At 59.0% G+C, this 26,654-nt stretch carries 22 protein-coding genes; 15 read left to right on the top strand and 7 right to left on the bottom strand.

The window, feature by feature from the left end; genetic code table 11:
• The first annotated feature begins 12 nt into the window (after positions 1-12).
• Both gcvP and SB719_RS06110 read left to right on the top strand, forming a co-directional pair.
• Positions 13-2,886 (top strand): aminomethyl-transferring glycine dehydrogenase, encoded by a 2,874-nt coding sequence (gene gcvP, locus SB719_RS06115; RefSeq protein WP_314687380.1) that lies wholly within the window; start codon positions 13-15, stop codon positions 2,884-2,886.
• 58 nt (positions 2,887-2,944) lie between these two features.
• Complete coding sequence (locus SB719_RS06110) at positions 2,945-3,688, top strand: SDR family oxidoreductase (RefSeq protein WP_412159040.1); 744 nt, start codon at positions 2,945-2,947, stop codon at positions 3,686-3,688.
• Positions 3,689-3,707: 19 nt separating this feature from the next.
• Here SB719_RS06110 and SB719_RS06105 read toward each other — a convergent pair whose 3' ends face one another.
• Together SB719_RS06105 and SB719_RS06100 are read right to left on the bottom strand one after the other, a co-directional pair.
• Positions 3,708-5,147, bottom strand: a complete 1,440-nt coding sequence (locus tag SB719_RS06105) for a 6-phospho-beta-glucosidase (RefSeq protein WP_292968569.1) — start codon at positions 5,145-5,147, stop codon at positions 3,708-3,710.
• A 125-nt stretch (positions 5,148-5,272) separates the two neighbouring features.
• Entirely contained in the window at positions 5,273-6,004 is a 732-nt protein-coding gene (locus tag SB719_RS06100) for a MurR/RpiR family transcriptional regulator (protein WP_065648264.1), read from the bottom strand.
• Positions 6,005-6,178: 174 nt separating this feature from the next.
• Between SB719_RS06100 and trhA the strand changes: the two genes are divergently transcribed.
• Positions 6,179-6,832 carry a PAQR family membrane homeostasis protein TrhA gene (gene trhA, locus SB719_RS06095; RefSeq protein WP_065648265.1) on the top strand — a complete coding sequence of 218 codons (654 nt, stop codon included), beginning with the start codon at positions 6,179-6,181 and terminating at the stop codon, positions 6,830-6,832.
• Positions 6,833-6,882: 50 nt separating this feature from the next.
• Here trhA and ygfZ read toward each other — a convergent pair whose 3' ends face one another.
• A complete protein-coding gene (gene ygfZ, locus SB719_RS06090) occupies positions 6,883-7,866 on the bottom strand; it encodes a tRNA-modifying protein YgfZ (RefSeq protein WP_065648266.1) in 984 nt (327 codons plus the stop codon).
• Positions 7,867-8,093: 227 nt separating this feature from the next.
• On the opposite strand from ygfZ, the gene sdhE reads away from it, so the two are divergent.
• Together sdhE and SB719_RS06080 are read left to right on the top strand one after the other, a co-directional pair.
• On the top strand, positions 8,094-8,360 hold the full coding sequence (gene sdhE / locus SB719_RS06085) for an FAD assembly factor SdhE (RefSeq protein WP_039380010.1): 267 nt from the start codon (positions 8,094-8,096) through the stop codon (positions 8,358-8,360).
• Complete coding sequence (locus tag SB719_RS06080; protein WP_314687390.1) at positions 8,335-8,751, top strand: protein YgfX; 417 nt, start codon at positions 8,335-8,337, stop codon at positions 8,749-8,751. Before sdhE ends, SB719_RS06080 begins: the two co-directional genes overlap by 26 nt.
• Here SB719_RS06080 and fldB read toward each other — a convergent pair.
• Positions 8,748-9,266 carry a flavodoxin FldB gene (gene fldB, locus SB719_RS06075; protein ID WP_065648268.1) on the bottom strand — a complete coding sequence of 173 codons (519 nt, stop codon included), beginning with the start codon at positions 9,264-9,266 and terminating at the stop codon, positions 8,748-8,750. The two genes, SB719_RS06080 and fldB, sit on opposite strands and share 4 nt — an antisense overlap.
• Positions 9,267-9,334: 68 nt before the next feature.
• On the opposite strand from fldB, the gene xerD reads away from it, so the two are divergent.
• From xerD to lysS, 5 genes are all read left to right on the top strand, one after another.
• Positions 9,335-10,261 (top strand): site-specific tyrosine recombinase XerD, encoded by a 927-nt coding sequence (gene xerD, locus SB719_RS06070; protein WP_139074169.1) that lies wholly within the window; start codon positions 9,335-9,337, stop codon positions 10,259-10,261.
• Positions 10,262-10,283: 22 nt separating this feature from the next.
• The gene (gene dsbC / locus SB719_RS06065) at positions 10,284-10,997 is read left to right on the top strand and encodes a bifunctional protein-disulfide isomerase/oxidoreductase DsbC (RefSeq protein WP_065648269.1); all 714 of its coding nucleotides are present in this window, start codon (positions 10,284-10,286) and stop codon (positions 10,995-10,997) included.
• A gap of 9 nt (positions 10,998-11,006) precedes the next feature.
• A complete protein-coding gene (gene recJ / locus SB719_RS06060; protein ID WP_412159093.1) occupies positions 11,007-12,731 on the top strand; it encodes a single-stranded-DNA-specific exonuclease RecJ in 1,725 nt (574 codons plus the stop codon).
• A 94-nt stretch (positions 12,732-12,825) separates the two neighbouring features.
• Positions 12,826-13,924 (top strand): peptide chain release factor 2 gene (prfB, locus tag SB719_RS06055; protein WP_139074170.1). Its coding sequence is split into 2 segments (ribosomal slippage): positions 12,826-12,900 and positions 12,902-13,924, totalling 1,098 coding nucleotides; the frame shifts between segments, so codons are not numbered across the junction.
• A gap of 9 nt (positions 13,925-13,933) precedes the next feature.
• Positions 13,934-15,454, top strand: a complete 1,521-nt coding sequence (gene lysS / locus SB719_RS06050; protein WP_039380000.1) for a lysine--tRNA ligase — start codon at positions 13,934-13,936, stop codon at positions 15,452-15,454.
• A gap of 49 nt (positions 15,455-15,503) precedes the next feature.
• On the opposite strand, the gene SB719_RS06045 is transcribed toward lysS, so the two are convergent.
• Complete coding sequence (locus SB719_RS06045) at positions 15,504-16,130, bottom strand: hypothetical protein (protein WP_065648271.1); 627 nt, start codon at positions 16,128-16,130, stop codon at positions 15,504-15,506.
• A gap of 292 nt (positions 16,131-16,422) precedes the next feature.
• Here SB719_RS06045 and SB719_RS06040 point away from each other — a divergent pair, with 292 nt between their 5' ends.
• Positions 16,423-17,586, top strand: coding sequence for an MFS transporter (locus tag SB719_RS06040; RefSeq protein WP_293005917.1), 1,164 nt, complete (start codon positions 16,423-16,425; stop codon positions 17,584-17,586).
• Here the strand turns inward: SB719_RS06040 and SB719_RS06035 are convergent.
• Positions 17,583-18,503 (bottom strand): LysR family transcriptional regulator, encoded by a 921-nt coding sequence (locus SB719_RS06035; RefSeq protein WP_412159039.1) that lies wholly within the window; start codon positions 18,501-18,503, stop codon positions 17,583-17,585. The two genes, SB719_RS06040 and SB719_RS06035, sit on opposite strands and share 4 nt — an antisense overlap.
• 109 nt (positions 18,504-18,612) lie before the next feature.
• Between SB719_RS06035 and lysA the strand changes: the two genes are divergently transcribed.
• Entirely contained in the window at positions 18,613-19,866 is a 1,254-nt protein-coding gene (gene lysA, locus SB719_RS06030; RefSeq protein ID WP_292968581.1) for a diaminopimelate decarboxylase, read from the top strand.
• Complete coding sequence (locus SB719_RS06025) at positions 19,866-20,318, top strand: GNAT family N-acetyltransferase (RefSeq protein ID WP_084798749.1); 453 nt, start codon at positions 19,866-19,868, stop codon at positions 20,316-20,318. The genes lysA and SB719_RS06025 overlap by 1 nt, the downstream gene beginning before the upstream one ends.
• 755 nt (positions 20,319-21,073) lie before the next feature.
• On the opposite strand, the gene galR is transcribed toward SB719_RS06025, so the two are convergent.
• On the bottom strand, positions 21,074-22,075 hold the full coding sequence (galR, locus tag SB719_RS06020) for an HTH-type transcriptional regulator GalR (RefSeq protein WP_039379986.1): 1,002 nt from the start codon (positions 22,073-22,075) through the stop codon (positions 21,074-21,076).
• A gap of 194 nt (positions 22,076-22,269) precedes the next feature.
• Here galR and SB719_RS06015 point away from each other — a divergent pair, with 194 nt between their 5' ends.
• The gene (locus SB719_RS06015; RefSeq protein ID WP_412159038.1) at positions 22,270-24,543 is read left to right on the top strand and encodes a molybdopterin guanine dinucleotide-containing S/N-oxide reductase; all 2,274 of its coding nucleotides are present in this window, start codon (positions 22,270-22,272) and stop codon (positions 24,541-24,543) included.
• A 274-nt stretch (positions 24,544-24,817) separates the two neighbouring features.
• Complete coding sequence (locus tag SB719_RS06010) at positions 24,818-26,548, top strand: penicillin-binding transpeptidase domain-containing protein (protein ID WP_412159037.1); 1,731 nt, start codon at positions 24,818-24,820, stop codon at positions 26,546-26,548.
• Positions 26,549-26,654: the final 106 nt, after the last annotated feature.

Genomic DNA, 26,654 nt, shown 5'->3' with positions numbered 1-26,654 from the left:
GGATTGACTGTAATGACCCAGACTCTCAGCCAGCTTGAACATAACGGTGCATTTATTGAGCGCCATATTGGTCCCACCGCCGCACAGCAGGCCAGCATGCTGGAAGCGATTGGTGCCCGTTCGCTCAGTGAACTCATTAGCGCCATCGTACCCGCGGATATTCAGCTGCCTGGCCCGCCCGCCACGGGTGACGCTGCGACCGAGCAGCAGGCGCTGGCGGAGCTGAAAGCGATTGCCAGTCAGAATCAGCGCTACAAATCCTGGATCGGCATGGGCTACAGTGCGGTGATCACTCCGCCGGTGATCCTGCGCAACATGCTGGAAAATCCTGGCTGGTATACCGCCTATACGCCTTATCAGCCCGAGGTATCGCAGGGGCGCCTGGAGGCGCTTCTGAACTTCCAGACGCTGACGCTGGATCTGACCGGTATGGATATCGCCTCTGCATCTCTGCTGGATGAGGCTACCGCCGCTGCTGAAGCGATGGCGATGGCAAAACGCGTCAGCAAGCTGAAGAGCGCTACGCGGTTCTTTATCGCCGATGATATTCATCCGCAGACGCTGGATGTCGTACGCACCCGCGCAGAAACATTTGGCTTTGATCTGATCATCGATCGGGCAGACAAAGCGCGCGATCATCAGGATCTGTTTGGTGTACTGCTGCAGCAGGTGGGAACCGGCGGTGAAGTACATGACTACCGCGATCTGATCGCAGAGCTGAACAGTCGCAAAGTTGTGGTAAGCGTGGCCGCTGATTTCATGGCGCTGCTGCTGCTGGAGGCACCCGGCAAGCAGGGCGCTGATATTGTGTTCGGTTCTGCACAGCGCTTTGGCGTGCCAATGGGCTATGGCGGGCCGCACGCGGCCTTTTTTGCCAGCCGCGATGAGCACAAACGCTCAATGCCGGGCCGCATTATCGGCGTCTCACGCGATGCGGCGGGTAATACCGCGCTGCGCATGGCGATGCAGACGCGTGAGCAGCATATCCGGCGTGAAAAAGCGAACTCCAATATCTGTACTTCACAGGTCCTGCTGGCCAATATCGCCGGTCTCTATGCGGTCTGGCACGGTCCGCAGGGTCTGCAGCGCATCGCCTCACGCATTCACCGCCTGACCAGTATTCTGGCAACCGGCGTGCAGCAAGGCGGGCTGACGCTGCGTCACGCCAGCTGGTTTGACACGCTGACCGTTGAGGTTGCTGACAAAGCCGCCGTACTGAACCGTGCGCTGAGTTTTGGCGTAAACCTGCGCAGCGATATGCATAACGCTGTGGGTATTACGCTGGATGAGACGACCTGCCGTGAAGATGTACAGGCGCTGTTTGCTATTTTTCTGGGCGACGCACATGGCCTGGATATTGAGGCGCTTGATGCAGCCGTATCCGCGGAGAGTACTGCCATCCCGGCAGGCCAGCAGCGCCGCAGTGACTACCTGACGCATCCGGTATTTAACCGCTATCACAGCGAAACCGAAATGATGCGCTATATGCACAGCCTGGAGAAAAAAGATCTGGCGCTGAATCAGGCAATGATCCCGCTCGGCTCCTGCACCATGAAGCTGAATGCCGCCGCAGAGATGATCCCGATCACCTGGCCGGAGTTTTCTGAACTGCATCCATTCTGCCCCGCTGAACAGGCCACTGGCTATCTGCAGATGATTGGACAGCTGTCGCAGTGGCTGGTACAGCTCACCGGCTATGACGCACTCTGCATGCAGCCTAACTCCGGGGCGCAGGGGGAATATGCCGGCCTGCTGGCGATCCGCCGCTATCACGAAAGCCGCAATGAAGGCCGGCGCAACCTCTGCCTGATCCCGGGTTCGGCACACGGCACCAATCCGGCGTCGGCGCAGATGGCGGGCATGTCGGTTGTTGTGGTCGCCTGCGATAAACAGGGCAACATCGATCTCGGCGATCTGCGTGAAAAAGCGGCTCAGGCAGGCGATGCGCTCTCCTGCATTATGGTGACTTATCCGTCCACTCACGGCGTCTATGAAGAGACCATCCGTGAGGTGTGCCAGATTGTGCATCAGTATGGTGGTCAGGTGTATCTGGACGGCGCCAACATGAACGCTCAGGTGGGCATTACTACGCCTGGCTACATCGGTGCTGACGTCTCGCATCTTAATCTGCACAAAACCTTCTGCATTCCGCACGGCGGTGGCGGACCGGGGATGGGACCGATTGGCGTAAAAGCGCATCTGGCTCCGTTTGTGCCGGGGCACAGCGTGGTGCAGATCGATGGCGTACTGACGCAGCAGGGGGCCGTGTCGGCCGCCCCGTTTGGCAGCGCTTCAATTCTGCCTATCAGCTGGATGTATATCCGCATGATGGGCGCAGAAGGACTGAAACAGGCAAGCTCAGTGGCAATCCTTAATGCCAACTACATTGCGCGTCGTCTGCAATCGGCCTATCCGATCCTCTACACCGGACGCGACGGCCGCGTAGCGCACGAATGTATTCTCGATATTCGTCCGCTGAAAGAGCAGACCGGTATCAGCGAACTGGATATTGCCAAGCGCCTGATCGATTACGGCTTTCACGCCCCGACCATGTCTTTCCCGGTCGCAGGCACGCTGATGGTAGAGCCGACTGAATCAGAGGGCAAAGCAGAGCTGGATCGCTTTATCGATGCGATGCTGGCGATCCGCATGGAGATCGATCGCGTCGCCGCCGGTGAGTGGCCTGCTGATGACAATCCGCTGGTCAACGCACCGCATACGCAGATGGAAATCGTGGGTGAGTGGCAGCATCCCTATACGCGTGAGCTGGCGGTATTTCCGGCAGGCAGCGCGAACAAGTACTGGCCAACGGTAAAACGGCTTGATGATGTCTTTGGCGATCGCAACGTTTTCTGCGCCTGTGTGCCGATGAGCGAATATCAGTAAGTGCTGTAAACTGACCCTGGAAGGACCGGATGCCGGTCCTTTTCTTTTGGAGGCATATATGGATCTGGCACTGGTCACCGGCGGCAGCCGGGGCATCGGACGCGCCACCTCGCTGCTGCTGGCGCAGGCGGGCTACCGCGTGGTAATCAACTATCGTCAGCGGGCCGCCGATGCAGAACAGCTGGTTGCGGAGATTGTCAGCCAGGGCGGCAGCGCCTGCGCGCTGCAGGCGGATATCGCCGACGAGGCGCAGGTGGTGAGGCTGTTTGCACAGCTGGATGAGCAGCCGGGCGCGCTGCGGATCGTGGTGAACAATGCCGGAATTCTGTTTACGCAGTGCCGGGTAGAAGCGCTGAGCGCTGAGCGCATTCAGCGCGTGCTGGCCACGAACGTCACCGGGACCTTTATCTGCTGTCGTGAAGCGGTGAAACGCATGAGCAGGGCGTATGGCGGGCAGGGTGGCGTGATTGTGAACGTTTCATCAGGTGCCGTGCACAGCGGCGCGCCGGACGAGTATGTGGATTACGCAGCGTCAAAAGCGGCGGTGGATACGCTGACCCGCGGGCTGGCGCGCGAGGTGGCCGCACAGGGGATCCGGGTAACCGGCGTACGTCCTGGTTCCACTTATACCGACATGCATGCGGATGGCGGCGAGCCGGGGCGGGTTGATCGGGTGGCGCAGCGCATTCCGCTGGGCCGCGGTGCACAGCCAGAAGAGATCGCCCGTGCGATCCTCTGGCTGAGCAGCGATGCCGCCGCTTACGTCACCGGCAGCATGCTGGATGTGACGGGCGGACTCTGATATCCGCCGCGCTATTCTGTCAGAGCGTGGCACCATTGCTGGCGATCACCTGCTGATACCAGCTAAAGCTCTTTTTCTTTGAGCGCGCAAAGGTGCCGCTGCCGTCATCGTTTTTATCGACGTGGATAAAGCCGTAGCGTTTGCTGTACTGGCCGGTAGTGAACGAGACGCAGTCAATACAGCCCCACGGCGTGTAACCCAGCAGCTCTACGCCATCCAGCGCCACCGCTTTTTTCATCTCTTCGATATGCGCCCGCAGATAGTCGATGCGGTAGTCATCGGCAATAAAGCCCTCTGCATCAGCGTTGTCGATCGCGCCAAAACCGTTTTCCACAATAAACAGCGGTTTCTGGTAGCGCTCATAGAGCGAATTCAGCACATAGCGCAGGCCAACCGGATCGATCTGCCAGCCCCAGTCTGAGGCTTTGACATGCGGATTGGGCACCACACCGTCAAAGCCGGTAATCGGGTCATCCACGCCGCTGGCGCGGGTATCCACCGCGTTGCTCATGTAGTAGCTGAAGCCGATATAATCACAGCAGCCCTGCTGCAGGGTTTCAGCATCCTCTTCAGCCATCTCAATGTGATAGCCTTTGCGCGCCCACTCTTTCAGCGTGTAAGCGGGATAAGCACCGCGCATCTGTACATCGCTGAAGACGTAGCGCTGATGCATCGCCTCCTGCGCGCGCATGACATCGTCCGGATGGCAGGAGAAGGGATAGACCGGCACCATGGCGATCATGCAGCCAATCTGAAAATCGGGATTGATCTCATGCCCGCGCTTCACCACTTTTGCACTGGCGACAAACTGATGATGCATGACCTGGTACATCGTCTGCTCTGGCTTCTCATGGTCGGTAAATACCACGCCGGAACAGCAGTAGCCAAACAGCGGATATTGCCAGTTGCGCTGGTTATTGATCTCGTTAAAGGTCATCCAGTACTTCACTTTATGCTGATAGCGCGTCATCACCACATCGCTGAAGCGTACAAAGAAATCGACCAGCCGGCGGTCAGCCCAGCCGCCATACTCTTTTACCAGATGATAGGGCATCTCAAAATGCGACAGGGTGATCACCGGTTCGATACCATATTTCAGCAGCTCATCGAACAGGTCATCATAGAACTGCAGGCCCGCCTCGTTAGGCTGCGCTTCATCCCCGTTAGGGAAAATGCGCGTCCACGCGATAGACGTGCGGAAGCACTTAAAGCCCATCTCAGCAAACAGCGCAACATCCTCTTTGTAGTGCGAATAAAACTCCACCGCCTGGTGGTTAGGATAGTGTTTGCCCGGCTGTACGCCGTCGGTGATCACGCGGTCAACACCGTGTGCACCGCCGGTCAGCACGTCAGCAATGCTGACGCCTTTGCCGCCCTGATCCCAGCCGCCCTCAACCTGATGCGCGGCTACCGCGCCGCCCCAGAGAAACCCTTGTGGTAACTGCAAATCATCACGCATTGTTCAGCCTCATCATACGTCAGGTGAAAACAGAATTTTTCGCAGTGTAACAAGCAGCCGGCGAATGTCACGCTATAACACCGCACGCCATATGTAACCTGTTACAGCCAAAAAACAAGGTGTTTTCAGGGAGATAGCATACGCGCCAGCGTGCGTCCCAGCGTTTCGATGATATACATTACCGGGACCTGTGTGGTGAGGTCATGCTGCCCGGCCAGCGTGATCTGCGGCACATGATAGGAGAGGGTAAAGTCTGCCATTTTTGCCAGCGAGCTGCTGTCGTGATTGGTGATGGCGATGATTTTGCAGCGGTTGAGACTGAACTGACTGGCGAAGCGCAAAATCTCTTCAGTCTCACCGGAAACAGAGAGAATAATCGCCAGCGCGCTCTCACTGGCACCGGGCATAACCGGATAGTAAGGGTCATCAATATGGTGGCTGAATTTGCCCACGTTGGAAAAGAAGCGCGCGCCATATTTACCGAGACTGCCCGATGTGCCGGCACCAATAAAGAAAATGTGCCCGGCCTGCAGGATCATCTGCGCGGCCTGCGTAATCTGCTGCTCAAACTCGGCGTTATGAATACTTTTGAAAAAACTCAGCATTTCGCCGGGACCCGATGAGGGGATCGCAGGCGTTGTCTGCTCCTGCGCCAGACGAAAGCGAATGCGAAACTCTGACCAGCCGTCACAGTGCAGCTTACGGCAAAAGCGCAGCACGGTGGTGGTGGAGACGCCCGCCTGCGCCGCCAGATCGCGAATGGTCATATAGCTGACGCTTTGCGGATGTTTAATGATGAAATGGTAAACCTGCATCTCAAGATCGTTCAGGCTGGAGAGATCGCGGTGTGCAAACATGCGGGACATCGCTCAGGCAGAAAAGGGGATCTGCAGTGTACCAGATTGCGTTGCGTGCCGGAGGACACACCTCGTCACAGAAATAGTTGAGCGTACAGGTGTACACTGAAAAAGATCCCGGTTAGGCTGGGGATGATAAAAAACAACACTCTCTATCTTCAGGAACCCCGCGCCATGGTAAAACCCGCACTCACTACGCCCGGCTATACGCTGGCCGAAGAGATAGCTAACAGCATCAGCCATGGCATTGGCTGCCTGTTTGGTATCGCCGGTCTGGTGCTGCTGCTGACGCAGGCAGTGGAAACACAGGCAAGCGTCACCGCCATCACCAGCTACAGCCTCTATGGCGGCAGCATGATTTTGCTCTATCTCGCCTCCACGCTCTACCACGCTATTCCGCACCAGCGCGCGCGGCCGTGGCTGAAAAAATTTGATCACTGCGCTATCTATCTGCTGATTGCCGGCACCTATACGCCGTTCCTGCTGGTCGGGCTGAAATCGCCGCTGGCACACGGACTGATGGTAGTGATCTGGAGTCTGGCGCTGGCAGGCATCATTTTTAAGCTGACGATTGCGCACCGCTTTAAGGTCCTGTCGCTGGTGACTTATCTCAGTATGGGGTGGCTGTCGCTGGTGGTGATCTATCAGCTGGCGATGCGGCTTTCCGCCGGTGGTATCTGGCTGCTGGCAGCAGGGGGAGTGGTTTACTCACTGGGGGTGATTTTCTACGTATCGCGCCGGATACCCTTTAACCATGCGATCTGGCACGGCTTTGTTCTCGGCGGCAGCGTACTGCACTTCTGTGCCATCTATTTTTATGTGAAATAAACGCGTTATGCGCAAAGCGGGACGCCTGATGGCCCCCCGCTTTATGCGCCTTATGCGTCCAGTGCGTAAGGCAGTGGCTGAAGGGTGAGTTCGCCGCCCTCATCACCTTCAGCGCGCAGGATAGCATCTGGTTCCGGATCGTTATTCATCACCATCTGCACCCAGACGCTGCCATCCTCAAGCTGTACCGCGCTCAGTACCGTGCCGGTGCGCCGCCAGCGCTCGCCCATCTGCAGCTCCATTGCACTCCCCGCTTCCGGAACTTTACCGGCGCTGCCCGCCAGCCAGAACAGGGCGCGCTTGTTGGCACCGCGGAATTTTGCCCGCGCCACCATCTCCTGCCCGGTATAGCAGCCTTTCTTGAAGCTGATGGCATCCAGCGCCTGCAGGTTGGTTGCCTGCGGGATCAGCTGCGCGGTGGTGGCGGCGTCGATAACCGGAATACCCGCCTCGATATCCAGCGCCAGCCACTGCCTGCTGTCGTTGAACTGCGCCTCACCGTCCAGTGCCGCTTTAATTGCCTCCGCTTTTGCCGGCGTGGTCACCACCACAAAACGTTCAGCAGGCTGATCCAGCCACAGCAGCGTGCTCTCATCCTGCTGCACCACCGCGTGCTCTGCATCCGGCAGCGCTGTAAACAGATTGGCCAGTGCCGCACGCGCCTGAAAACCGGCAACGCCCAGCAGGACAGCGTCATCGTCAGCTTCGATGGCCACTTTGGCAAACACCGCATACTTTTTCAGCTCAGCGATTTGCTGGTCACGCAGGCTGCGGCGCACCAGATAGGCGTATCCCTCGCCGCGATGAAACAGGCGCAGGTTGCTCCACATTTTGCCTTTGGCGTCGCAGTGGGCGGCCTGACGATGCTGATCGCTGGCCAGCGTCGCGACATCCAGCGTCAGCTGCCCCTGCAGATAGCTGGTGCTGTCTTTGCCCTGCACCGACACCAGCGCCCACTCATCAAGCGACATCAGCGTCAGGGGCAGGCGTGCCGCAGCGACAGGCTGGCGGGGAGGGAGGGTGAAAATCGGCATGTGTCCATCCTGATTAATCAAATGTGTCCGGAGTTGTTTGTTCAATGTTAAAAGAGCAGCCGGGCAATGCAACCTGTTTACGGAACCGGGCGCACAAATCGCGTGATAGCGCAGCAACGTAGTCTGTCACTTTGCGTAATCCTGCGCAGGAAACAGCACTCAGCCTGCAGCGGGCCAAAAAAGCAGGTACACTGGCCCCCACTGTTTACAGCCGTGGAACACGACACATGGATATTCATGACAAATCACGCGTTAAGTGGGCCTGCCGCCGGGGCATGCTTGAGCTTGATGTCTCCATTATGCCTTTTTTTCACTATGAGTATGACTCGCTAAGTGATGAAGATAAGCGGGTGTTTGTTGCTTTACTGAAGAGTGACGATCCGGATCTGTTTAACTGGATGATGGACCACGGCGAGCCCGCGGATCCCGAGTTTAAGCGCATGGTAAAACTGATCCAGCAGCGTAACCGTGAACGCGGTCCGGTGGCAATGTAGCCTCCGTCCTTCACGCAGCGCCCGGCTGACTAATCTGGCGGCCGGTTTGAGCTGTGTGACGCTGCTGCTGTTCGCCTGGCCTGCGGAGCGGTATGTGCTGCAGGCGCTGCTTTCCGTCGCGGTGCTGGCGGAAAGCTGGCGCACTGAGCAACGCTTACGGCAACGCAGCGGCGAGCTGACGCGGGATGAACAGGGGAGCTGGGGCTGGCAGGGAACCTGCTGGTATACGGTACGGACGGCGCAGTGGCAGCCGTGGGGTGTGCTGCTGACCCTGCAGAACGCGCAGGACCAGCGCTGGCGTTTCTGGCTGATGCAGGACGCCATGACGATGCGCAGCTGGCGGCAGCTGCGCGCGCACGACGCGCTCAGTGACGCTGCAGATCGGCGTTAAAGCCGGTCTGCTGTTTCCGTGAGCACCTGCTCGCACCACTGCTCAATGCGCTCGTCGCTCTGCTCAAACTGGTTAACGTCGTCCAGCGCCAGGCCAACAAACTGTGTGCCGTCAGCGGTCAGCGGCTTGCGGCTGGTAAAGGTGTAACCCTCCAGCGGCCAGTAGCCGACAAACTGCACGCCCATCGGCTGCAGCAGCTCATGCAGCATGCCCAGCGCATCAAGAAACCACTCGCTATACTCAATCTGGTCGCCCATGCCGTAGAGCGCCACAATTTTCCCCTGCAGATTTAGTCCGGGCAGCTGCGACCATATCGCTTCCCAGTCCTCCTGCAGCTCGCCAAAATCCCAGGTCGGAATACCGAGGATCAGCAGGTCATACTGCTCCATCAGCGAGGGGTCATCATCTTTGAGGTTATGCAGCGTCACCAGCTCTTCACCAATAAAGTCGCGGATTTTTTCCGCTGCCATTTCGGTGTAACAGGTACTTGAACCGTAAAAAAGTCCGATATTCATGCGGTTAATGCTCTGTATGAAACTCACTCTGGCGCAATTGTACCAGAACCCCTCTGCTTTAAGGCATAATGAGCACGATTTCACACTGGCGAGAGGATAACGTGCAGGATAGCGATCTGATTGAACAGTTTCTTGATGCGCTCTGGCTGGAGCGCAATCTGGCGCAAAACACGCTGGCCTCTTACCGTCAGGATCTGCAAACCCTCACCGCATGGCTGCAGCATCACAACCTGACGCTGCTGACGCTGCAGGCGCTGGATCTGCAGCAGTTTCTTGCAGAGCGTATTGAGGGCGGCTATAAAGCCACCAGTTCAGCCCGCACGCTGAGCGCCATGCGCCGGCTGTTTCAGTATCTCTACCGTGAAAAGCTGCGCAGTGACGATCCCAGCGCGCTGCTTTCCGCCCCTAAGCTGCCACAGCGGCTGCCGAAAGATCTCAGCGAGAGTCAGGTCGACCGGTTGCTGCAGACGCCGGCAACAGATATTCCGCTGGAGCTGCGCGATAAAGCGATGCTGGAGGTGCTTTACGCCACCGGCCTGCGCGTCTCAGAGCTGGTGGGGCTGACCATCAGCGATGTCAGTCTGCGGCAGGGGGTTTTACGCGTCATCGGTAAAGGTAACAAAGAGCGGCTGGTGCCATTAGGTGAAGAAGCGATCTACTGGATAGAGCACTATATGGAACACGGGCGGCCCTGGCTGCTGAACGGCCAGACGCTGGACGTCCTGTTTCCCAGCCAGCGTGCACAGCAGATGACACGCCAGACCTTCTGGCACCGTATCAAGCACTATGCGACGCTGGCGGGTATCGACAGTGAAAAACTGTCACCGCACGTGCTGCGGCATGCCTTTGCCACACATTTACTGAACCACGGCGCGGATTTGCGCGTCGTACAGATGCTACTGGGCCACAGCGACCTGTCGACTACCCAGATTTATACGCATGTTGCCACCGAGCGGCTGCGTCAGTTACATCAACAGCACCATCCGCGCGCCTGAGCAGCGGCAACAAGGACTTATGATGAAAAAACAGTTTACCGTTCTGGCTCTGCTGGTCAGCGCCTTTTCCGCTCTGGCCCAGGCTGATGACAGCGCCATTCAGCAGACGCTGAAAAAAGTGGGTTTGCAGCAGGCTGAGATCCAGCCATCGCCGCTGCCGGGCATGAAAACGGTGCTGACGGAAAGCGGGGTGATTTACATCACCGAAGATGGCAAACATATGATTCAGGGGCCGCTGTATGACGTCAGCGGCGCGCAGCCGGTCAATGTTACTAACCAGCTGCTGGACAAAAAAGTCGCCGCGCTGGCACCGGAAATGATCGTCTATAAAGCGCCGAAAGAGCAGCACGTGATCACGGTATTTACCGATATCACCTGCGGCTACTGCCGTAAGCTGCATGAGCAGATGGCGGACTACAACGCGCTGGGTATCACGGTGCGCTATCTCGCTTTCCCGCGCGAAGGGCTGAACGGTCAGGTTGAGAAAGCGATGAAGGCGATCTGGTGCAGTGCCGATCGCAACAAAGCGTTCGATCAGGCAATGAAAGGCGATACGCCGCAGATGGATGCGCCAGCGACCTGCAAACTCAATCTCGATAAGCACTACAAACTCGGCATTCTGTTCGGTATTCAGGGCACGCCCGCCATTCTTACCGACAGCGGTATGATGATCCCCGGCTATCAGGGTCCGCAGGAGCTGAAGCAGGTGCTTGATGGTCAGAAGCGGGGCGGCTAATTCACAGTGATGCACACTACAGAACTGCGTCGGCGCACGCTGCCGGCTGATGCCAGCCTGCCTGACGATTTGCCGCCTCTGCTGCGGCGTCTCTATCTGCATCGCGGTGTTAAAACTGCGGCAGAGCTGGAGCGCGGGGCAAAATATCTGCTGCCGTGGCAGAGCCTCGGCGGCATAGACGCTGCGGTTGCGCTGCTGCACCGGATGCTCACAGGCGGTCAGCGCATTATGGTGGTCGGTGATTTTGACGCCGACGGCGCAACCAGTACCGCCCTTACCGTGCTGGCGCTGCGCAGCATGGGCGGCAACGTGGACTATCTGGTGCCTAACCGCTTTGACGATGGCTATGGCCTGAGTCCGGAAGTGGTGGAGCAGGCGCGCGCGCGCGGCGCGGAGATGATCCTCACCGTGGATAACGGCATCTCCTCGCACGCGGGCGTCGAAACGGCCGCGGCGCACGGCATCCCGGTCCTGATCACCGATCACCATCTGCCGGGCGAGACGCTGCCGGCCGCCGACGCTATCGTCAATTCCAACCTCAGCGACAGCGCTTTTCCGTCGCGCGCGCTGGCGGGCGTGGGCGTGGCGTTCTACCTGATGCTGGCGCTGCGCGCGCATCTGCGCGAACAGGGCTGGTTTACTCCCCAGCGCAGCGAACCCAATCTGGCCGCGTGGCTCGATCTGGTCGCACTTGGCACCGTCGCGGACGTGGTGCCGCTGGATGCCAACAACCGCATTCTGGTGTGGCAGGGGCTGAGCCGCATTCGTGCCGGTAAATGCCGCGCCGGTATCCGGGCGCTGCTGGAGATCGCAAACCGCGATGCGCGCCAGCTGGCGGCCAGCGACCTCGGCTTTGCCGTCGGCCCGCGTCTTAACGCGGCGGGGCGGCTTGACGATATGTCGGTTGGCGTGGCGCTGCTGCTGACCGAGGATATTGCGCAGGCGCGCATGCTGGCCAGCGAGCTGGATGCGCTGAACCAGACGCGCAAAGAAATTGAACAGGGCATGAAAAGCGAAGCGCTGGCGCTGTGCGACGCGCTGGAGCGTCAGCACAGCGATCTGCCGCTGGGTCTGGCCTTTTATCATCCTGAATGGCATCAGGGGGTGGTGGGGATCCTCGCCTCGCGCCTGAAAGAGCGTTTTCACCGGCCGGTTATTGCGTTTGCGCCCGCGGGCGATGGCACGCTAAAAGGGTCGGGCCGCTCAATTGCCGGCCTGCACCTGCGCGATGCGCTGGAACGGCTTGATACACTCTATCCGGGCCTGATTATCAAATTTGGTGGTCATGCCATGGCAGCGGGATTGTCGCTGGAAACGGAAAAATATGACGCGTTTCGCGAGCGCTTTGCCGCGCTGATTGATGAGTGGCTGGATGGCGAGGCGCTGCAGGGCGTGGTGTGGTCAGACGGTGAACTGCACGCGCAGGAGTTCAGCCTGCATACCGCGGAAATGCTGCGCGAGGCGGGGCCGTGGGGGCAGGCGTTCCCGGAACCGGTCTTTGACGGCAAATTCAAACTGCTGCAGCAGCGGCTGGTGGGCGAGCGTCACCTGAAAGTAATGGTGGAACCGCTCGGTGGCGGACCGCTGCTGGACGGGATCGCGTTTAACGTCGACACCCGGCTCTGGCCGGATACCAGCGTGCGGCAGGTTGAGCTGGCCTATAAGCTGGATATCAATGAGTATCGCGGTAACCGCTCTGTGCAGCTGATTATCGATCATATCTGGCCGCTCTGACCGCGCGCGCCGCTACAAACCGCGCGCGCTTTCGGGTAAACTCATGCGTTACTTTATCTTTTCTCACCGTATCGCCAAAAAAGACTGAAAAGCCATGTTTGAAATTAATCCGGTCAAAAATCGTATCCAGGACCTCAGCGAGCGCAGCGGCGTTCTTAGGGGGTATCTTTGACTACGATGCCAAGAAAGAACGTCTTGAAGAAGTAAACGCCGAGCTGGAACAGCCGGACGTCTGGAATGAACCTGAACGCGCGCAGGCGCTCGGCAAAGAGCGCGCGTCGCTGGAAGCCGTCGTTGAAACCCTCGAGCACATGCACCAGGGTCTGGAAGATGTGCAGGGCCTGCTGGAGCTGGCGGTTGAAGCGGACGATGAAGAAACCTTCAACGAAGCCGTGGTTGAGCTCGACGCGCTGGAAGTAAAGCTGGGTGAGCTGGAATTCCGCCGCATGTTCTCAGGCGAGTATGACAGCGCTGACTGCTACATGGATATTCAGGCAGGCTCCGGCGGTACGGAAGCGCAGGACTGGGCCAGTATGCTGCTGCGCATGTATCTGCGCTGGGCAGAGGCTAAAGGGTTTAAAACCGAGATCATCGAAGAGTCGGAAGGCGAAGTCGCAGGCACCAAATCTGCCACCATCAAGATCATTGGTGACTACGCCTACGGCTGGCTGCGTACGGAAACCGGCGTTCACCGCCTGGTACGCAAGAGTCCGTTTGACTCCGGCGGCCGTCGTCACACCTCGTTCAGTTCGGTGTTTATCTATCCGGAAGTGGATGACAACATCGATATCGATATCAACCCGGCCGATCTGCGCATTGACGTCTATCGCGCATCGGGTGCGGGTGGTCAGCACGTCAACAAAACCGAGTCTGCGGTGCGTATTACCCACCTGCCGACCAACATTGTGGTGCAGTGCCAGAACGACCGTTCACAGCACAAGAACAAAGACCAGGCCTTCAAACAGCTGCGTGCCAAGCTCTATGAATATGAGATGCAGAAGAAAAATGCTGACAAGCAGGCCGCAGAAGAGAACAAATCGGATATCGGCTGGGGCAGCCAGATTCGTTCTTACGTGCTGGATGACTCCCGCATCAAAGATCTGCGTACCAGCGTAGAGACCCGCAATACCCAGGCGGTGCTGGATGGCGATCTGGATCGTTTTATCGAAGCAAGTTTAAAAGCAGGGCTATAAGGAACCGACATGTCTGAACAACAACCGCAGAACGCTGACGCCGCACTTGAGTTAAACAACGAACTGAAAGCGCGTCGCGAAAAACTCAGCGCGCTGCGTGAAAAGGGCGTGGCGTTTCCTAACGATTTTCGTCGTGACACCACCTCCGATCGTTTGCACGCCAGCTATGACGACAAGAGCAACGAAGAGCTGGAAGCACTGGGCGTGGAAGTCAGCGTTGCCGGTCGTATGATGACGCGCCGTATCATGGGCAAGGCGTCGTTTGCCACGCTGCAGGATGTGGGCGGTCAGATCCAGATCTACGTTTCGCGCGACGATCTGCCGGAAGGCGTCTACAACGAGCAGTTCAAGAAGTGGGATCTGGGCGATATTCTGGGTGCACGCGGTAAGCTGTTTAAAACCAAAACCGGCGAGCTCTCAATCCATATCTCAGAACTGCGCCTGCTGACCAAAGCACTGCGTCCGCTGCCGGACAAGTTCCACGGACTGGCTGACCAGGAGACGCGCTATCGCCAGCGCTATCTTGATCTGATCTCCAATGATGAATCGCGTCACACCTTCCAGGTGCGCTCGAAAATCATGGCAGGTATTCGCCAGTTCATGGTAAACCGCGACTTTATGGAAGTGGAAACACCAATGATGCAGGTGATCCCGGGCGGCGCTTCTGCACGTCCTTTCATCACCCATCACAATGCGCTGGATATCGATATGTATCTGCGTATTGCGCCGGAGCTCTACCTGAAGCGTCTGGTAGTGGGCGGCTTCGATCGCGTGTTTGAGATCAACCGTAACTTCCGTAACGAAGGCATCTCGCCGCGTCATAATCCTGAGTTCACCATGATGGAACTCTATATGGCGTATGCAGATTACAAAGATCTGATTGAGCTGACTGAGAGCCTGTTCCGTACGCTGGCGCAGGACGTGCTGGGCACCACTGAAGTGGCATATGGCGAACACACCTTTGACTTCGGTAAGCCTTTTGAGAAGCTCACGATGCGTGAAGCGATCAAAAAATATCGTCCGGAAACGGACCTGGCCGATCTGGAAGACTTTGACAAAGCGGTGGCGATCGCCAGCGCGCTGCATATCAAAGTGGAGAAAAGCTGGGGTCTGGGTCGCGTAGTGACGGAGATCTTTGAAGAGACGGCGGAAGCTCATCTGATCCAGCCCACCTTCATCACCGAATATCCGGCGGAGGTTTCACCGCTGGCGCGCCGTAATGACGAGAACCCGGAGATCACCGATCGCTTTGAGTTCTTCATTGGCGGTCGTGAAATCGGTAACGGCTTCTCAGAGCTGAACGATGCTGAAGATCAGGCAGAGCGTTTCCTGCAGCAGGTGAATGCAAAAGATGCCGGCGATGACGAAGCGATGTTCTACGATGAAGATTACGTGACCGCTCTGGAGCATGGTCTGCCACCAACGGCTGGCCTGGGTATCGGCATCGACCGTATGGTAATGCTGTTTACCAACAGCCACACCATTCGCGATGTGATCCTGTTCCCGGCGCTGCGCCCGACGGCGAAGTAACGGCAGGCGCTGCCCGTCTCTCTCCCGGGAAAGAGACGGGCAGCGGTTATCACGGCGTGAGCACGTCTGCCAGCCACGTCTGAAAGCGCGCATACGGTACGTAGAGCGCCACATCGTTATACAGCGTTTTTCCGCTTTGGTTATCGTCGATTCGCCGACTGAAGCCCACGATGACCCCGGCCAGCGTATCGTCACTGGCGTTATAAACTGCACCGCCCGACATACCTTTCACTACGCCCGCACTGGCCGCCACCACCACACAGTTTGCTTTGTTCCAGCCGTTTACCAGCGTGGTATTCACCAGATTCTCACCGCTGGAGGCGACCGGCAGAGCGGAGATAAAGCTGTAGCCATAGAGATTAACGCGATCGCCAATATGACCGTTACGGAACGCCGGCGGCAGGCTGCCTGCCTGATTTTTATGGTAGACCACGGCAAGATCGCAGTCGGGATGCCAGGCTTTTACCCGATAAAGGGAATATTTCGCCACGTGTGCCGCCGTCAGGCTGTAGTCAGGGGTCAGCGGAATAGTCGTGCCCAGCGTGCCGATCCCAAGAATAGTGGGAATACCGGTAACGGTCATATCCACCCGGCGCGCGGCTTCTTTACTGTACTCATAGTGTCCGACCGAGCAGCCGCTGAGGCAGCATGCGGCCAGCGCAATTATCCGGCGCATCTCTTTTTTCTCCTGTAGGGGCGCTCACCTGGGCGCTGCGTTCTGACCGCTACCAGCCTCCGCCGGCTGAATGCCGGGCAACGCTATCACTATCCGGCACTGTGCCACAAGCCGGACCCGTGCGGATTATTGCCGCGCCGGCAACATAGCCTTGCGGCGTGCAGGGTGGTTGCGCTGGCAGGGCTGTGCTTTAATGCTGCGTGACGCAGTTCAAATATTAATAAGCGTTCTGTTTTACCGTGCTGTGTTCGCAGCACGGCCCGCCTGCAAAATTATCTTGGGAGAGTGTGTTATGCCTGTTGCATTACTGGCGCTGGCGCTGAGTGCGTTCGCCATTGGCACCACGGAGTTTGTCATTATGGGATTACTGCCGGAAGTGGCAGGCGATCTGCAGGTGTCGATTCCTTCAGCCGGCTGGCTGATCAGCGGTTACGCGCTCGGCGTGGCGATTGGCGCACCGATTATGGCGCTGCTGACCGCAAGCCTGCCGCGCAAGCGCACGCTGAGCCTGCTGATGGTGATTTTTATTATCGGCAACGTGCTGTGCGCGCTGGCCTATAGCTATAACCTGCTGATGCTGGCACGCGTGGTCACCGCACTCTGTCACGGTGCGTTTTTTGGCATTGGATCGGTGGTGGCAGCGAGCCTGGTAGCGCCGGGCCGTCAGGCGTCCGCAGTGGCGCTGATGTTTACCGGTCTGACGCTGGCAAACGTGCTGGGCGTGCCGCTTGGCACCTGGTTTGGTCAGCTGTTTGGCTGGCGTGCTACCTTCTGGGGCGTGGCGATTATCGGCATTCTGGCGTTTATCGCCCTGATAGTCAGCCTGCCGGCAAATAAAGAAGAGAAGCCGGTTCACCTGGCCAGTGAGATTAGCGCCCTGGCCAACGGACGGCTCTGGCTGTCGCTGCTGATGACGGTCTGCTTTGCCGCCGCGATGTTTGCGCTGTTCAGCTATATTGCGCCACTGCTGCTTCAGGTTACCGGCATCAGCGATCGCGGCGTGAGCTGGACGCTGTTCCTGATCGGCGCCGGCCTCACGGCGGGCAACATTATTGGCGGTAAACTGGCAGACTGGAAAGTCTCTTTCAGTCTGATCCTCAGCTTCTCGCTGATTGCGCTGTTCTCGCTGCTCTTCAGCTGGACCAGTCATGCGCTCTGGCTGGCTGAAATCACGCTGTTCCTGTGGGCAATGGCGACGTTTGCCACCGTACCGGGTCTGCAGATCAACGTGGTGCGTCACGGCAAAGAGGCGCCTAATCTGGTGTCCACGCTGAACATCGCTGCATTTAATGTGGGTAATGCGCTCGGTGCCTGGGTGGGCGGCGCCGTTATTGCGCGCGGCTATGGCCTGACGGCAGTGCCGGTTGCGGCTGCCGCCATCGCCGCTGTCGGCCTGGTGGTGTGTGTGATCACCTTCCGCAACGCCAGCGGGCAGGGCGATACGGTTCGCGTCTAAGCGAGTTGCGCGGCGATAAGCCCCGGAAACGCCGCCACCTGTTGCTGCAGGTGGTGGCAGAAGCGGTCAACCAGCGCAGAGGCGGGCCGGTGCTGCGGGCGGATCAGGCTCACGGTAAACGGCACGCTGATACTGAAACGCCGCATTACCACGCCGCTCGCCGCGTAATCCAGCGCGGTGAGCGGATTCACAATTGACAGACCAATCCCGGCGCGCACCATCGCGCACACCGACGCGGCGCTGTGGGTCTCCAGCACCAGCCGTCGCTCAACCTGCTGTTCCAGAAACAGCGCATCCAGCAGCTGACGATAACTGTCATGCCGCGACAGACTGACAAAATTTTGCTGATGGAAATCCGCAGGTGTCAGCACATCGCGCTGACAAAGCGGATGCTGCGGCGGCAGCACGCACACTTCATCGCAGGTCAGCAGGGAGAAGCGCTCCGTGCCGGCAGGTGCATGCTGTGTCTCGGTCAGGCCGAGATCGTAGCGCTGCGCCGACAGCCACTCCTCCAGCAGCGGCGACTCCTGCGGAATAATGTTCAGGTTCACCTGCGGATAGCGCTGCATAAAGGGTTGCAGCAAAGGCGGCAGCAGCGACTGCGAAAATGCCGGCAGGCAGGCCACTGAAAGCTCTCCGTGCCGAAACTGCCGCAATCCTTCCGCCGCATCCAGGATACGGTCCAGTCCGTACCAGGAGCGCTGCACCTCTTCAAACAGACCCAGGCCCTGCATGGTAGGCTGCAGACGACCGCGCACCCGTTCAAACAGCGTCAGTCCCAGCTGCTGCTCCAGACGCGCCAGCTCACGGCTGACGGTGGGTTGCGAAGTGTGCAGCAGCGCGGCGGCCTGCGTGAGATTACCGCTGGTCATTACCGCATGAAAAATCTCAATGTGCCGCCAGTTAATATTCGCCATCGTCCCTCCCTCAGAGGCATATCATATTTGCATAGCTGCCGCTAAAACAGATATTTCTGTGAATCGATGCGCTATGGCTAAATGGACGTAACAGTACAGGAGAATTGTTATGCCACGTCCGTTAGACACCACTGAATCCGCCCTTAATGCTACCCATCTGCTGCCGCTGGCACAGCGCTACAGTGGTCCGTTCTGGGCCTATGACGCCGCCATTATTCAGCAGCGTATTGCGCAGCTCAGCCAGTTTGACGTGGTGCGCTTTGCGCAGAAAGCCTGCTCAAATATTCATATCCTGCGCCTGATGCGTCTGGCCGGTGTGAAAGTTGATTCCGTCTCGCTGGGAGAGATTGAACGCGCGCTGGCGGCGGGATTTGAGCCCGGCGGCGAGGACATTGTATTTACAGCGGACCTGCTGGATCTGCCGACGCTTCAGCGCGTGGCTGAGCTGCAGATACCGGTGAATGCCGGTTCCGTAGATATGCTGCACCAGCTGGGCGCACGCTCACCAGGCCATAAAGTCTGGCTGCGCATCAATCCCGGCTTTGGTCACGGCCACAGTCAGAAAACCAACACCGGCGGCGAAAACAGCAAGCACGGCATCTGGTATGGCGATCTGCCGCTGGCGCTGGCTGCGATCCAGCAGTACGACCTGCAGCTGGTGGGGCTGCATATGCATATCGGCTCCGGCGTGGATTATGGTCATCTGCAGCAGGTGTGTGACGCCATGGTCGACCAGGTGATTGCGTTTGGTCAGGATCTCAGCGCCATCTCAGCCGGGGGCGGGCTCTCTATTCCCTACCGCTTTGATGAAGAAGCGATCGATACCGACCACTATTTTGGCCTCTGGAGCCGCGCGCGCGATCGGATTGCCGCACACCTCGGGCATCCGGTGAAGCTGGAAATTGAACCGGGCCGCTTTCTGGTGGCTGAATCAGGCGTGCTGGTGTCGCAGGTGCGGGCGGTCAAAGCGATGGGCAGCCGTCACTTTGTGCTGGTCGATGCGGGCTTCAGCGATCTGATGCGTCCGGCCATGTATGGCAGCTATCACCATATCTCGGTACTGCCCGCTGATGGCCGTACGCCGGGTGCAGCCACGCAGGAGAGTGTGGTCGCCGGGCCGCTGTGTGAATCAGGTGATGTGTTTACCCAGCAGGAGGGAGGGAAGGTGGAGACCCGCACGCTGCCCGCCGTACAGCCGGGCGATTACCTGGTCTTTCATGATACCGGGGCCTACGGGGCGTCGATGTCCTCCAACTACAACAGCCGCCCGCTGATCCCGGAGCTGCTGTTTGAAAACGGCAGCGTGCGTGAGATCCGCCGCGCGCAGACGATTCAGGAGCTGCTGGCGCTGGAGCTGAACTGATGCGTATTGTGCCGCTCAGCAGCGTGCCGCACCACGCCAGCCAGATAACCGACTGGCTGTGGCAGGCGTTTGGTGCAGGCACGACGCGTGAGTTTTATCACAGTATCGTGCGCAGCAGCCTCAATGGCGCGGATCTGCCAGTGACGTTTGTTGCGCTGGATGCGCACGATATTCCGCTGGGCACTATCGGTTTCTGGCGCTGCGATCTTATCAGCCGTCAGGATCTCTGGCCGTGGGCGGCTGCGCTCTATGTCGATCCCGCCTCGCGCGGCCAGGGAGTCAGCGAGGCGCTGCAGCAGCACGTGATCGGTTTTGCCCGCGAGCGTGGTCACGCGCGTCTCTGGCTGTGGTCAACGTTTGCCGGCTACTACGAGCGGCACGGCTGGGAGTTTGTCTGCGAGGCGCTGGAGTTTCCCGCCGAGCGGGTGAGGGTGTATAAGCAGGATCTGTGACGGAGGCCGGTTCTGCTTGCCGCGAGGGCGGGCGCCGGTTCCGTTCGGCACGGGGGTTGGTTCCGGGACGGGCACCGGTTCCGTTCGCCGTCAGCGGCGGCAGCTGCCTCTGCCCCGGCACGGCGACCGGGCAGAGGACGCCTGGCCGCGCCCTCTGCACTCCCCGGCCCTGCGCCAGCCCCGCCCGCCGCTGCGCGGTTCCCTCGCTCACGCCCGCTTCCCGGGGACCGGCCGCCATTCGCTCCTGCTCACCGCGCCCTTTCGCCGACGTCCTGTCGGCTCATCCCGGAACCGCGCCCTCCCTCGGCGGACCCGGATGGCGCTTCCCGCTGCTGCTGCTTTTTTCTCTCTATTATGTTTTTTATGGCTGTGGGTTCTGTCCGCAGGTTCAGACCCTGCGACCTTTTGAGAATAAAAAAATGAATATGCAGGCGGGGAGGGGCGCCATCCGCAGCGCCGGGCGCAGCGTGACGGCCAGGGCGAGCCGGCAGGACGCCGGCGAGAGCGCGGGGTGAGCAGGAGCGAATCCGCGCGGTCCGTTAAGGCCGGAGGGATGCGTCCGGGAATTCGCGAGGACGGCGCGGGGCGCGGATTGCTAAGGGGCGCGCCCACCCGGCCCTTAGCCCGTCCGCATGCGGAAATGCCGCTGAAACTGCCAGAAGCCTGGCGGGCGGAACCCCTTCAGAGCCTCGCGCTGCTCAGCGCACAGCCCCCGCGCTGCTCAGCGCACAGCCCCGCGCTGCTCCGCGCATCACTTAACCGGGCCCACCCACCGAGTGACGCCGTACCAGCGTCGGACTGAACATATTGGTGACTTCCGGCAGCTCGCTGCCGTGCGCCAGCGCCAGCGCGAGCTGCGCCGCCTGCTGTGCCATGGTGACGATAGGATAGCGCACGGTGGTAAGGCGCGGGCGCACGTAACGTGACACCAGCACATCATCAAAACCGATCAGCGACATCTCTTCCGGCACGCGGATGCCGTTATCACTCAGCACCGCCAGGGCACCCGCGGCCATTGAATCGTTATAACAGGCGACGGCCGTCAGAGACTTGCCGCGTCCCAGCAGTTCTGTCATCGCCTGCTCACCGCCTGTTTCATCCGGCTCACCCCAGGCTACCAGACGATCGTTACAGGGCAGACCATGTTCCCGCAGCGCATCGTAATAACCCTGCAGGCGATCTTCCGCATCAGAAATGGTGTGGGTGGAGCAGATAAAGGCGATATGCGTATGCCCCTGCTGGATAAGATGCCGGGTAGCGAGCCAGGCGCCATAGCGATCGTCCAGCGCGATACAGCGTGACTCAAAACCCGGGATCAGCCGGTTCAGCAGCACCATACCCGGCACCTGACGCATCAGCATCTCCAGATCGTCCGCCGGGATTTTCTTGGCATGCACCACCAGCGCCGCGCAGCGATGGCGCATCAGCTGCTCAATCGCCTGTCGCTCTTTTTGCTCATTATGGTAACCGTTACCAATCAGCAGAAAGTTGCCGGTCTCGCCAGCCACTTCATCCACCGCTTTTACCATCGCACCAAAAAAAGGATCGGAGACATCACCGACCACCAGCCCCAGCGTTTCAGTGGATTGCTGCGCCAGCGCACGCGCATTGGCGTTAGGGTGATACTGCAGCTGCTCCATCGCCTGTGTTACCGCAAGGCGCGAACCTTCGCTGGCTTTGGGAGAGTTATTGATAACGCGGGAAACGGTCGCAACCGACACCCCGGCCATACGGGCAACATCCTTAATGGTAGCCATGCAATTATCGACATCCAGGGAAAACGTTTACACATCGCATCAGTGTTACGGAAAAGCCCCTGAGCCGCAAGCGATCAGAATGCCAGCGTTGTCGCAAAAGCGCGGAAAATCAGCTGCTCACATGCAGACTTCAGGCGGACTGCAGCCTCATGCTATGCTGCCGCGCACTCTCTTTTTATCTGCCGGACACTCTCATGAAAACACGCGTGCCGCATCTGGCGCACTGGGGCGCTTTTACCGCCGTGACGGAAAATGGCCGCCTGACAGGCTGCGAACCCTTCTTTGCCGACGCCGATCCCTCACCGATGATCCATACCATCCCGGAGCTGGTTTACTCTGACAAACGTATCCGCCAGCCAATGGTGCGCCGCTCGTGGCTGAAATCACGCGAGCACAGCGATCGTACCCTGCGCGGGCGTGAAGATTTTGTGCCGGTCAGCTGGGACACCGCGCTCGATCTGGTGGCGGAAGAGAACCGTCGCGTACGTGAACGTTACGGAGCCTCCGGCATTTTTACCGGCTCATACGGCTGGTCCTCGGCCGGGCGGGTCAACCATGCGCGGACGCTGGTCCGACGTTTCTATTTTCAGGGGGGCGGCGGCGTCGATCAGCAGGGGAACTACAGCTGGGGCGCCGCACAGTTCTTCCTGCCCTATGTGATCGGCACTTACATGCCGCTGACCGGGCGCGTGACCGACTGGCCACAGGTAGTGGAGCATGCGGAAATTTTTGTCGCCTTTGGTGGTCTGGCGCTGAAAAATGCGCAGGTCGCGTCGGGCGGAGCGGGGCAACATAGTCTGAAACCGGCGCTGGAGCAGCTGCGCGCCCGGGGAACACCGGTGATCAATATCAGTCCGCAGCGCGATGACTGTCCGGCGTGGCTGAACGCCGAATGGATCCCGATTCGGCCCAATACTGACGTCGCGCTGATGCTGGCGCTGGGCTATGAGATCCTGCGTAACCGCGCCACTGACGAAGCCTTCCTCGCCACGCACTGCACCGGCTGGCCGCAGCTGCGCGCCTACCTGCTGGGCGAAAGCGACGGCGTCGCAAAAACGGCAGCCTGGGCGAGTGCCATTACCGGTATTCCGGCCGCGCGTATTGCGCAGCTGGCACAACAGCTGGCAGGTAAGCGCAGCTTTATGACCAGCGCGTATTCTGTGCAGCGCGCGCATCGCGGTGAGCAGCCCTACTGGATGATGATTGCGCTCTCCTGCATGCTGGGTCAGCCGGGCCTGCCGGGCGCAGGCTTCTCCTTTGGCCATGGCTCAATGAACAGCGTGGGCAATCCGCGTCAGGAGGGGCCGGCACCAATGATGAGTACCGGGCCTAATCCGGCAAACCTGGCGATTCCGGTAGCGCGCATCAGCGACATGCTGCTGCAGCCAGGCGAACCCTACGATTTCTGCGGTGAGACGCTGCACTATCCTGATATTCATCTGGTGCACTGGGCGGGCGGTAATCCGTTTCATCATCATCAGCAGCTCAACCGGCTGGTCGCCGGCTGGCAGCGACCCGATACGGTGATTGTGCAGGATATTGTCTGGACGCCCGCGGCGCAGATGGCGGACATTGTGCTGCCAGTGACCACCACGCTGGAGCGTAACGATATCGGCGGATCGTCGCGCGATCGTTTTGTGCTGGCGATGCACCAGGCGGTCAGGCCGCAGCATCAGGCAAGAAATGACTTCGATATCTTTGCCGATATCGCCGATCGCCTCGGTTATCGTGAGCGCTTTACGGAAGGGCGCAATGAGATGCAGTGGATTGAGCATCTCTATCAGCAGTGCGCACAGGCCCATGCGCGACGCGATATCCCTTTCCCGGCCTTCAGTGAGTTCTGGGAGCGCGGGTTTGTGGAGATCCCTGAAGGCGGAAAACCCTATATCTTTATGGAGGAGTTTCGCGCCGATCCGGACGCACATCCTATCGCCACCGCCAGCGGCAAAATTGAGCTCTTTTGCCAGACCATCGCGGACTATCAGCTGGATGACTTCGCAGGCCATCCCACCTGGCGTGAGCCGCAGGAGTGGCTGGGTGCGCCGCTGAGCGCTGACTATCCGCTGCACATGATTTCAGTACAGCCTGCCGACCGGCTGCATAGCCAGCTGGATGCGACCCCTGCCGTTCAGTCCAATAAAACCGCCGGGCATGAGACGCTGTCGATGCATCCGCAGGATGCGGCACAGCGCGGGATTGCCGACGGGGAAGTGGTTGAGGTAAGCAATGCGCGCGGACGGATGCTGGCTGGCGTGCGCCTGACCAACGGCGTCGCGCCAGGCGTGGTGATCATCGCGACCGGCGCATGGTTCGATCCCGGCTTTGGCGGTACGTGGCAGCCGTGGGATCGCGCCGGCAACCCGAACGTACTGACGCTGGATATCGGTACTTCTTCTCTGACGCAGGGGCCGAATGCGATGAGCTGTCTGGTCGAGGTCCAAAAACATCGCGGTTGCACAACCCACTAACAATCTCACCGCTGGTTACATTTTGCGGGCAACTGTTGCGTTTAAGCAGGTGCAGGGCGGTCAGCCCGCTTGCTACAGTCAGGGTCCCAGAGGTATTGATGGGTGAACATCAACACGTTTTTTTGATTACACCAACCTGCGCAGATGCGCAGGTTTTTTTTGTCCGCTGTCTCTGCAAATAACTGAAACACAGTTTTCCTGTCAACTTACCAGGCCTTTCTTTATAACAGCCGATAACCAGTCCGGATAACGACTTTTACCGCAGCGGAATGCTATGCCTCCAATCAAAAAATTTCTGGGTAAAGACCAGATTAAAGCCCCGTTTAACCCGTTTCGTTTTCGTCTGATCTGTCTGGGCGTGCTGACCTGTATGGGACTGCTGCTCGCCCGCGTCGGCGATCTGCAGCTCATCAACCACCCGATGCTTGAGCATGAAGCGGACCAGCGTTCGCTGCGCACCGTTACGCTGCCCACAAATCGGGGCACGCTGCTGGATCGCGACGGCCAGGCGCTGGCACTGAGCGTGCCGTCGCGCGACATCATTGCCGATCCCAAACGCGTGCTGGAGGCGAATCCCGACTTCAGCAGTGCAAAGTGGGGATACCTGGCTGCGGCGCTCAGCCTTCGGCCGGAAGATCTGCAGGCGCAGATCGTGGCTAATCCGAAAAAACGGTTTCTCTATCTGGGACGTAAAATCGAGCTGGGCATAGCCAAAGATATCGCGGAACTGCATCTGAAAGGGATCAGCTCGGTGTATAACGACAGCCGTTTTTATCCGATGAGTGAAGCGGCCGCGCCGCTGATTGGCATTGTCGGTGCCGACAGTAACGGGCTTAACGGGCTGGAGAAAGGGTTTGATCGGGTGCTGCAGGGCGAGCCGGGCAAAGAGGTCTATCGCCAGGATGGTGAGGGTAATATTATTTCGATGATTGAGTATGAGCCGCCGAAGCAGCCGCCCACGGTGCAGCTCAGCATCGATAAGTTTGATCAGTTTACCCTGTACAGCAGGCTGCGCGACGGCGTGCTGCTGAACAAAGCGGACTCCGGCGCTGCGGTGCTGGTGAAGATCGATACCGGTGAAATTCTGGCAATGGCATCGTATCCGTCATTTAACCCGAATAATTTTGATAAAGCGACGCCCGCTCAGATGCGTAACGTTGCCATTAATGACAGTTTTGAACCCGGTTCAACGGTCAAACCGCTGGTGGTGATGGAGGGGCTGGAGCGCCATCTGGTCAGGCCTGATTCGGTGATCGATACCACGCCCTACAGCGTCAATGGCCACCTTATCCGCGATGTCGGCCACTGGCCGCGTCTCACCATGACCGGCATTCTGCAAAAATCGAGTGACATCGGCGTATCGCACATTGCGCTGGCGATGCCGGCAGAAGCGCTGGTCAATACCTATCAGGCATTTGGCCTCGGCAAGCCTACCGGGCTGGGATTAACCGGCGAGAGCGTAGGCTACTTTCCGCTGCATCGCGAGCGCTGGGCGGATATTGAACGCGCAACGTTCTCCTTTGGCTATGGCCTGCGCGTGACGCCGCTGCAGATTGCGCGCGAATATGCCACGCTGGGCTCGTTTGGCGTTTATCGCCCGCTGTCGATAACCAAAGTTACACCGCCGGTGCTGGGCAAGCAGGTTGCCAATCCGCAGATTGTACAGACCGTGGTGCATATGCTGGAGAGTGACGTACTGCCGGGCGGCACCGGTATCAAGGCTGCGGTACCGGGTTATCGCCTGGCGACCAAAACCGGTACCGCAGAGAAGATGGGCAGCAGCGGCAAATATGATGGCGGTTACGTGAACTATACCGCCGGGATCGCGCCAGCCAGCCACCCGGAGGTGGCGCTGGTGGTGATGATCAACCATCCCACCGCGGGCGATCACTTCGGCGGCTCGGTGGCCGCTCCGATCTTCGGCAATATTATGGGGCCGGTGCTGAAGCACATGAACATTGCGCCGGATGCGCTTTACAGCAAGCCGCCGCCAGATAAATCCTAGCCAAATCAAAATGTAACCAGCAGGAGGCGCTGTTCACACCTGGTTGCATTTCACCGAATACGGTTGCGTTTAGCCGCTGTTATTCCTCAGGCTGCTGCGCGACGAT

The organism is Pantoea sp. SIMBA_079, assembly GCF_046940275.1.
GTDB lineage: Bacteria > Pseudomonadota > Gammaproteobacteria > Enterobacterales > Enterobacteriaceae > Pantoea > Pantoea borealis.
This window is presented reverse-complemented; position numbering and strand designations above follow the sequence as displayed.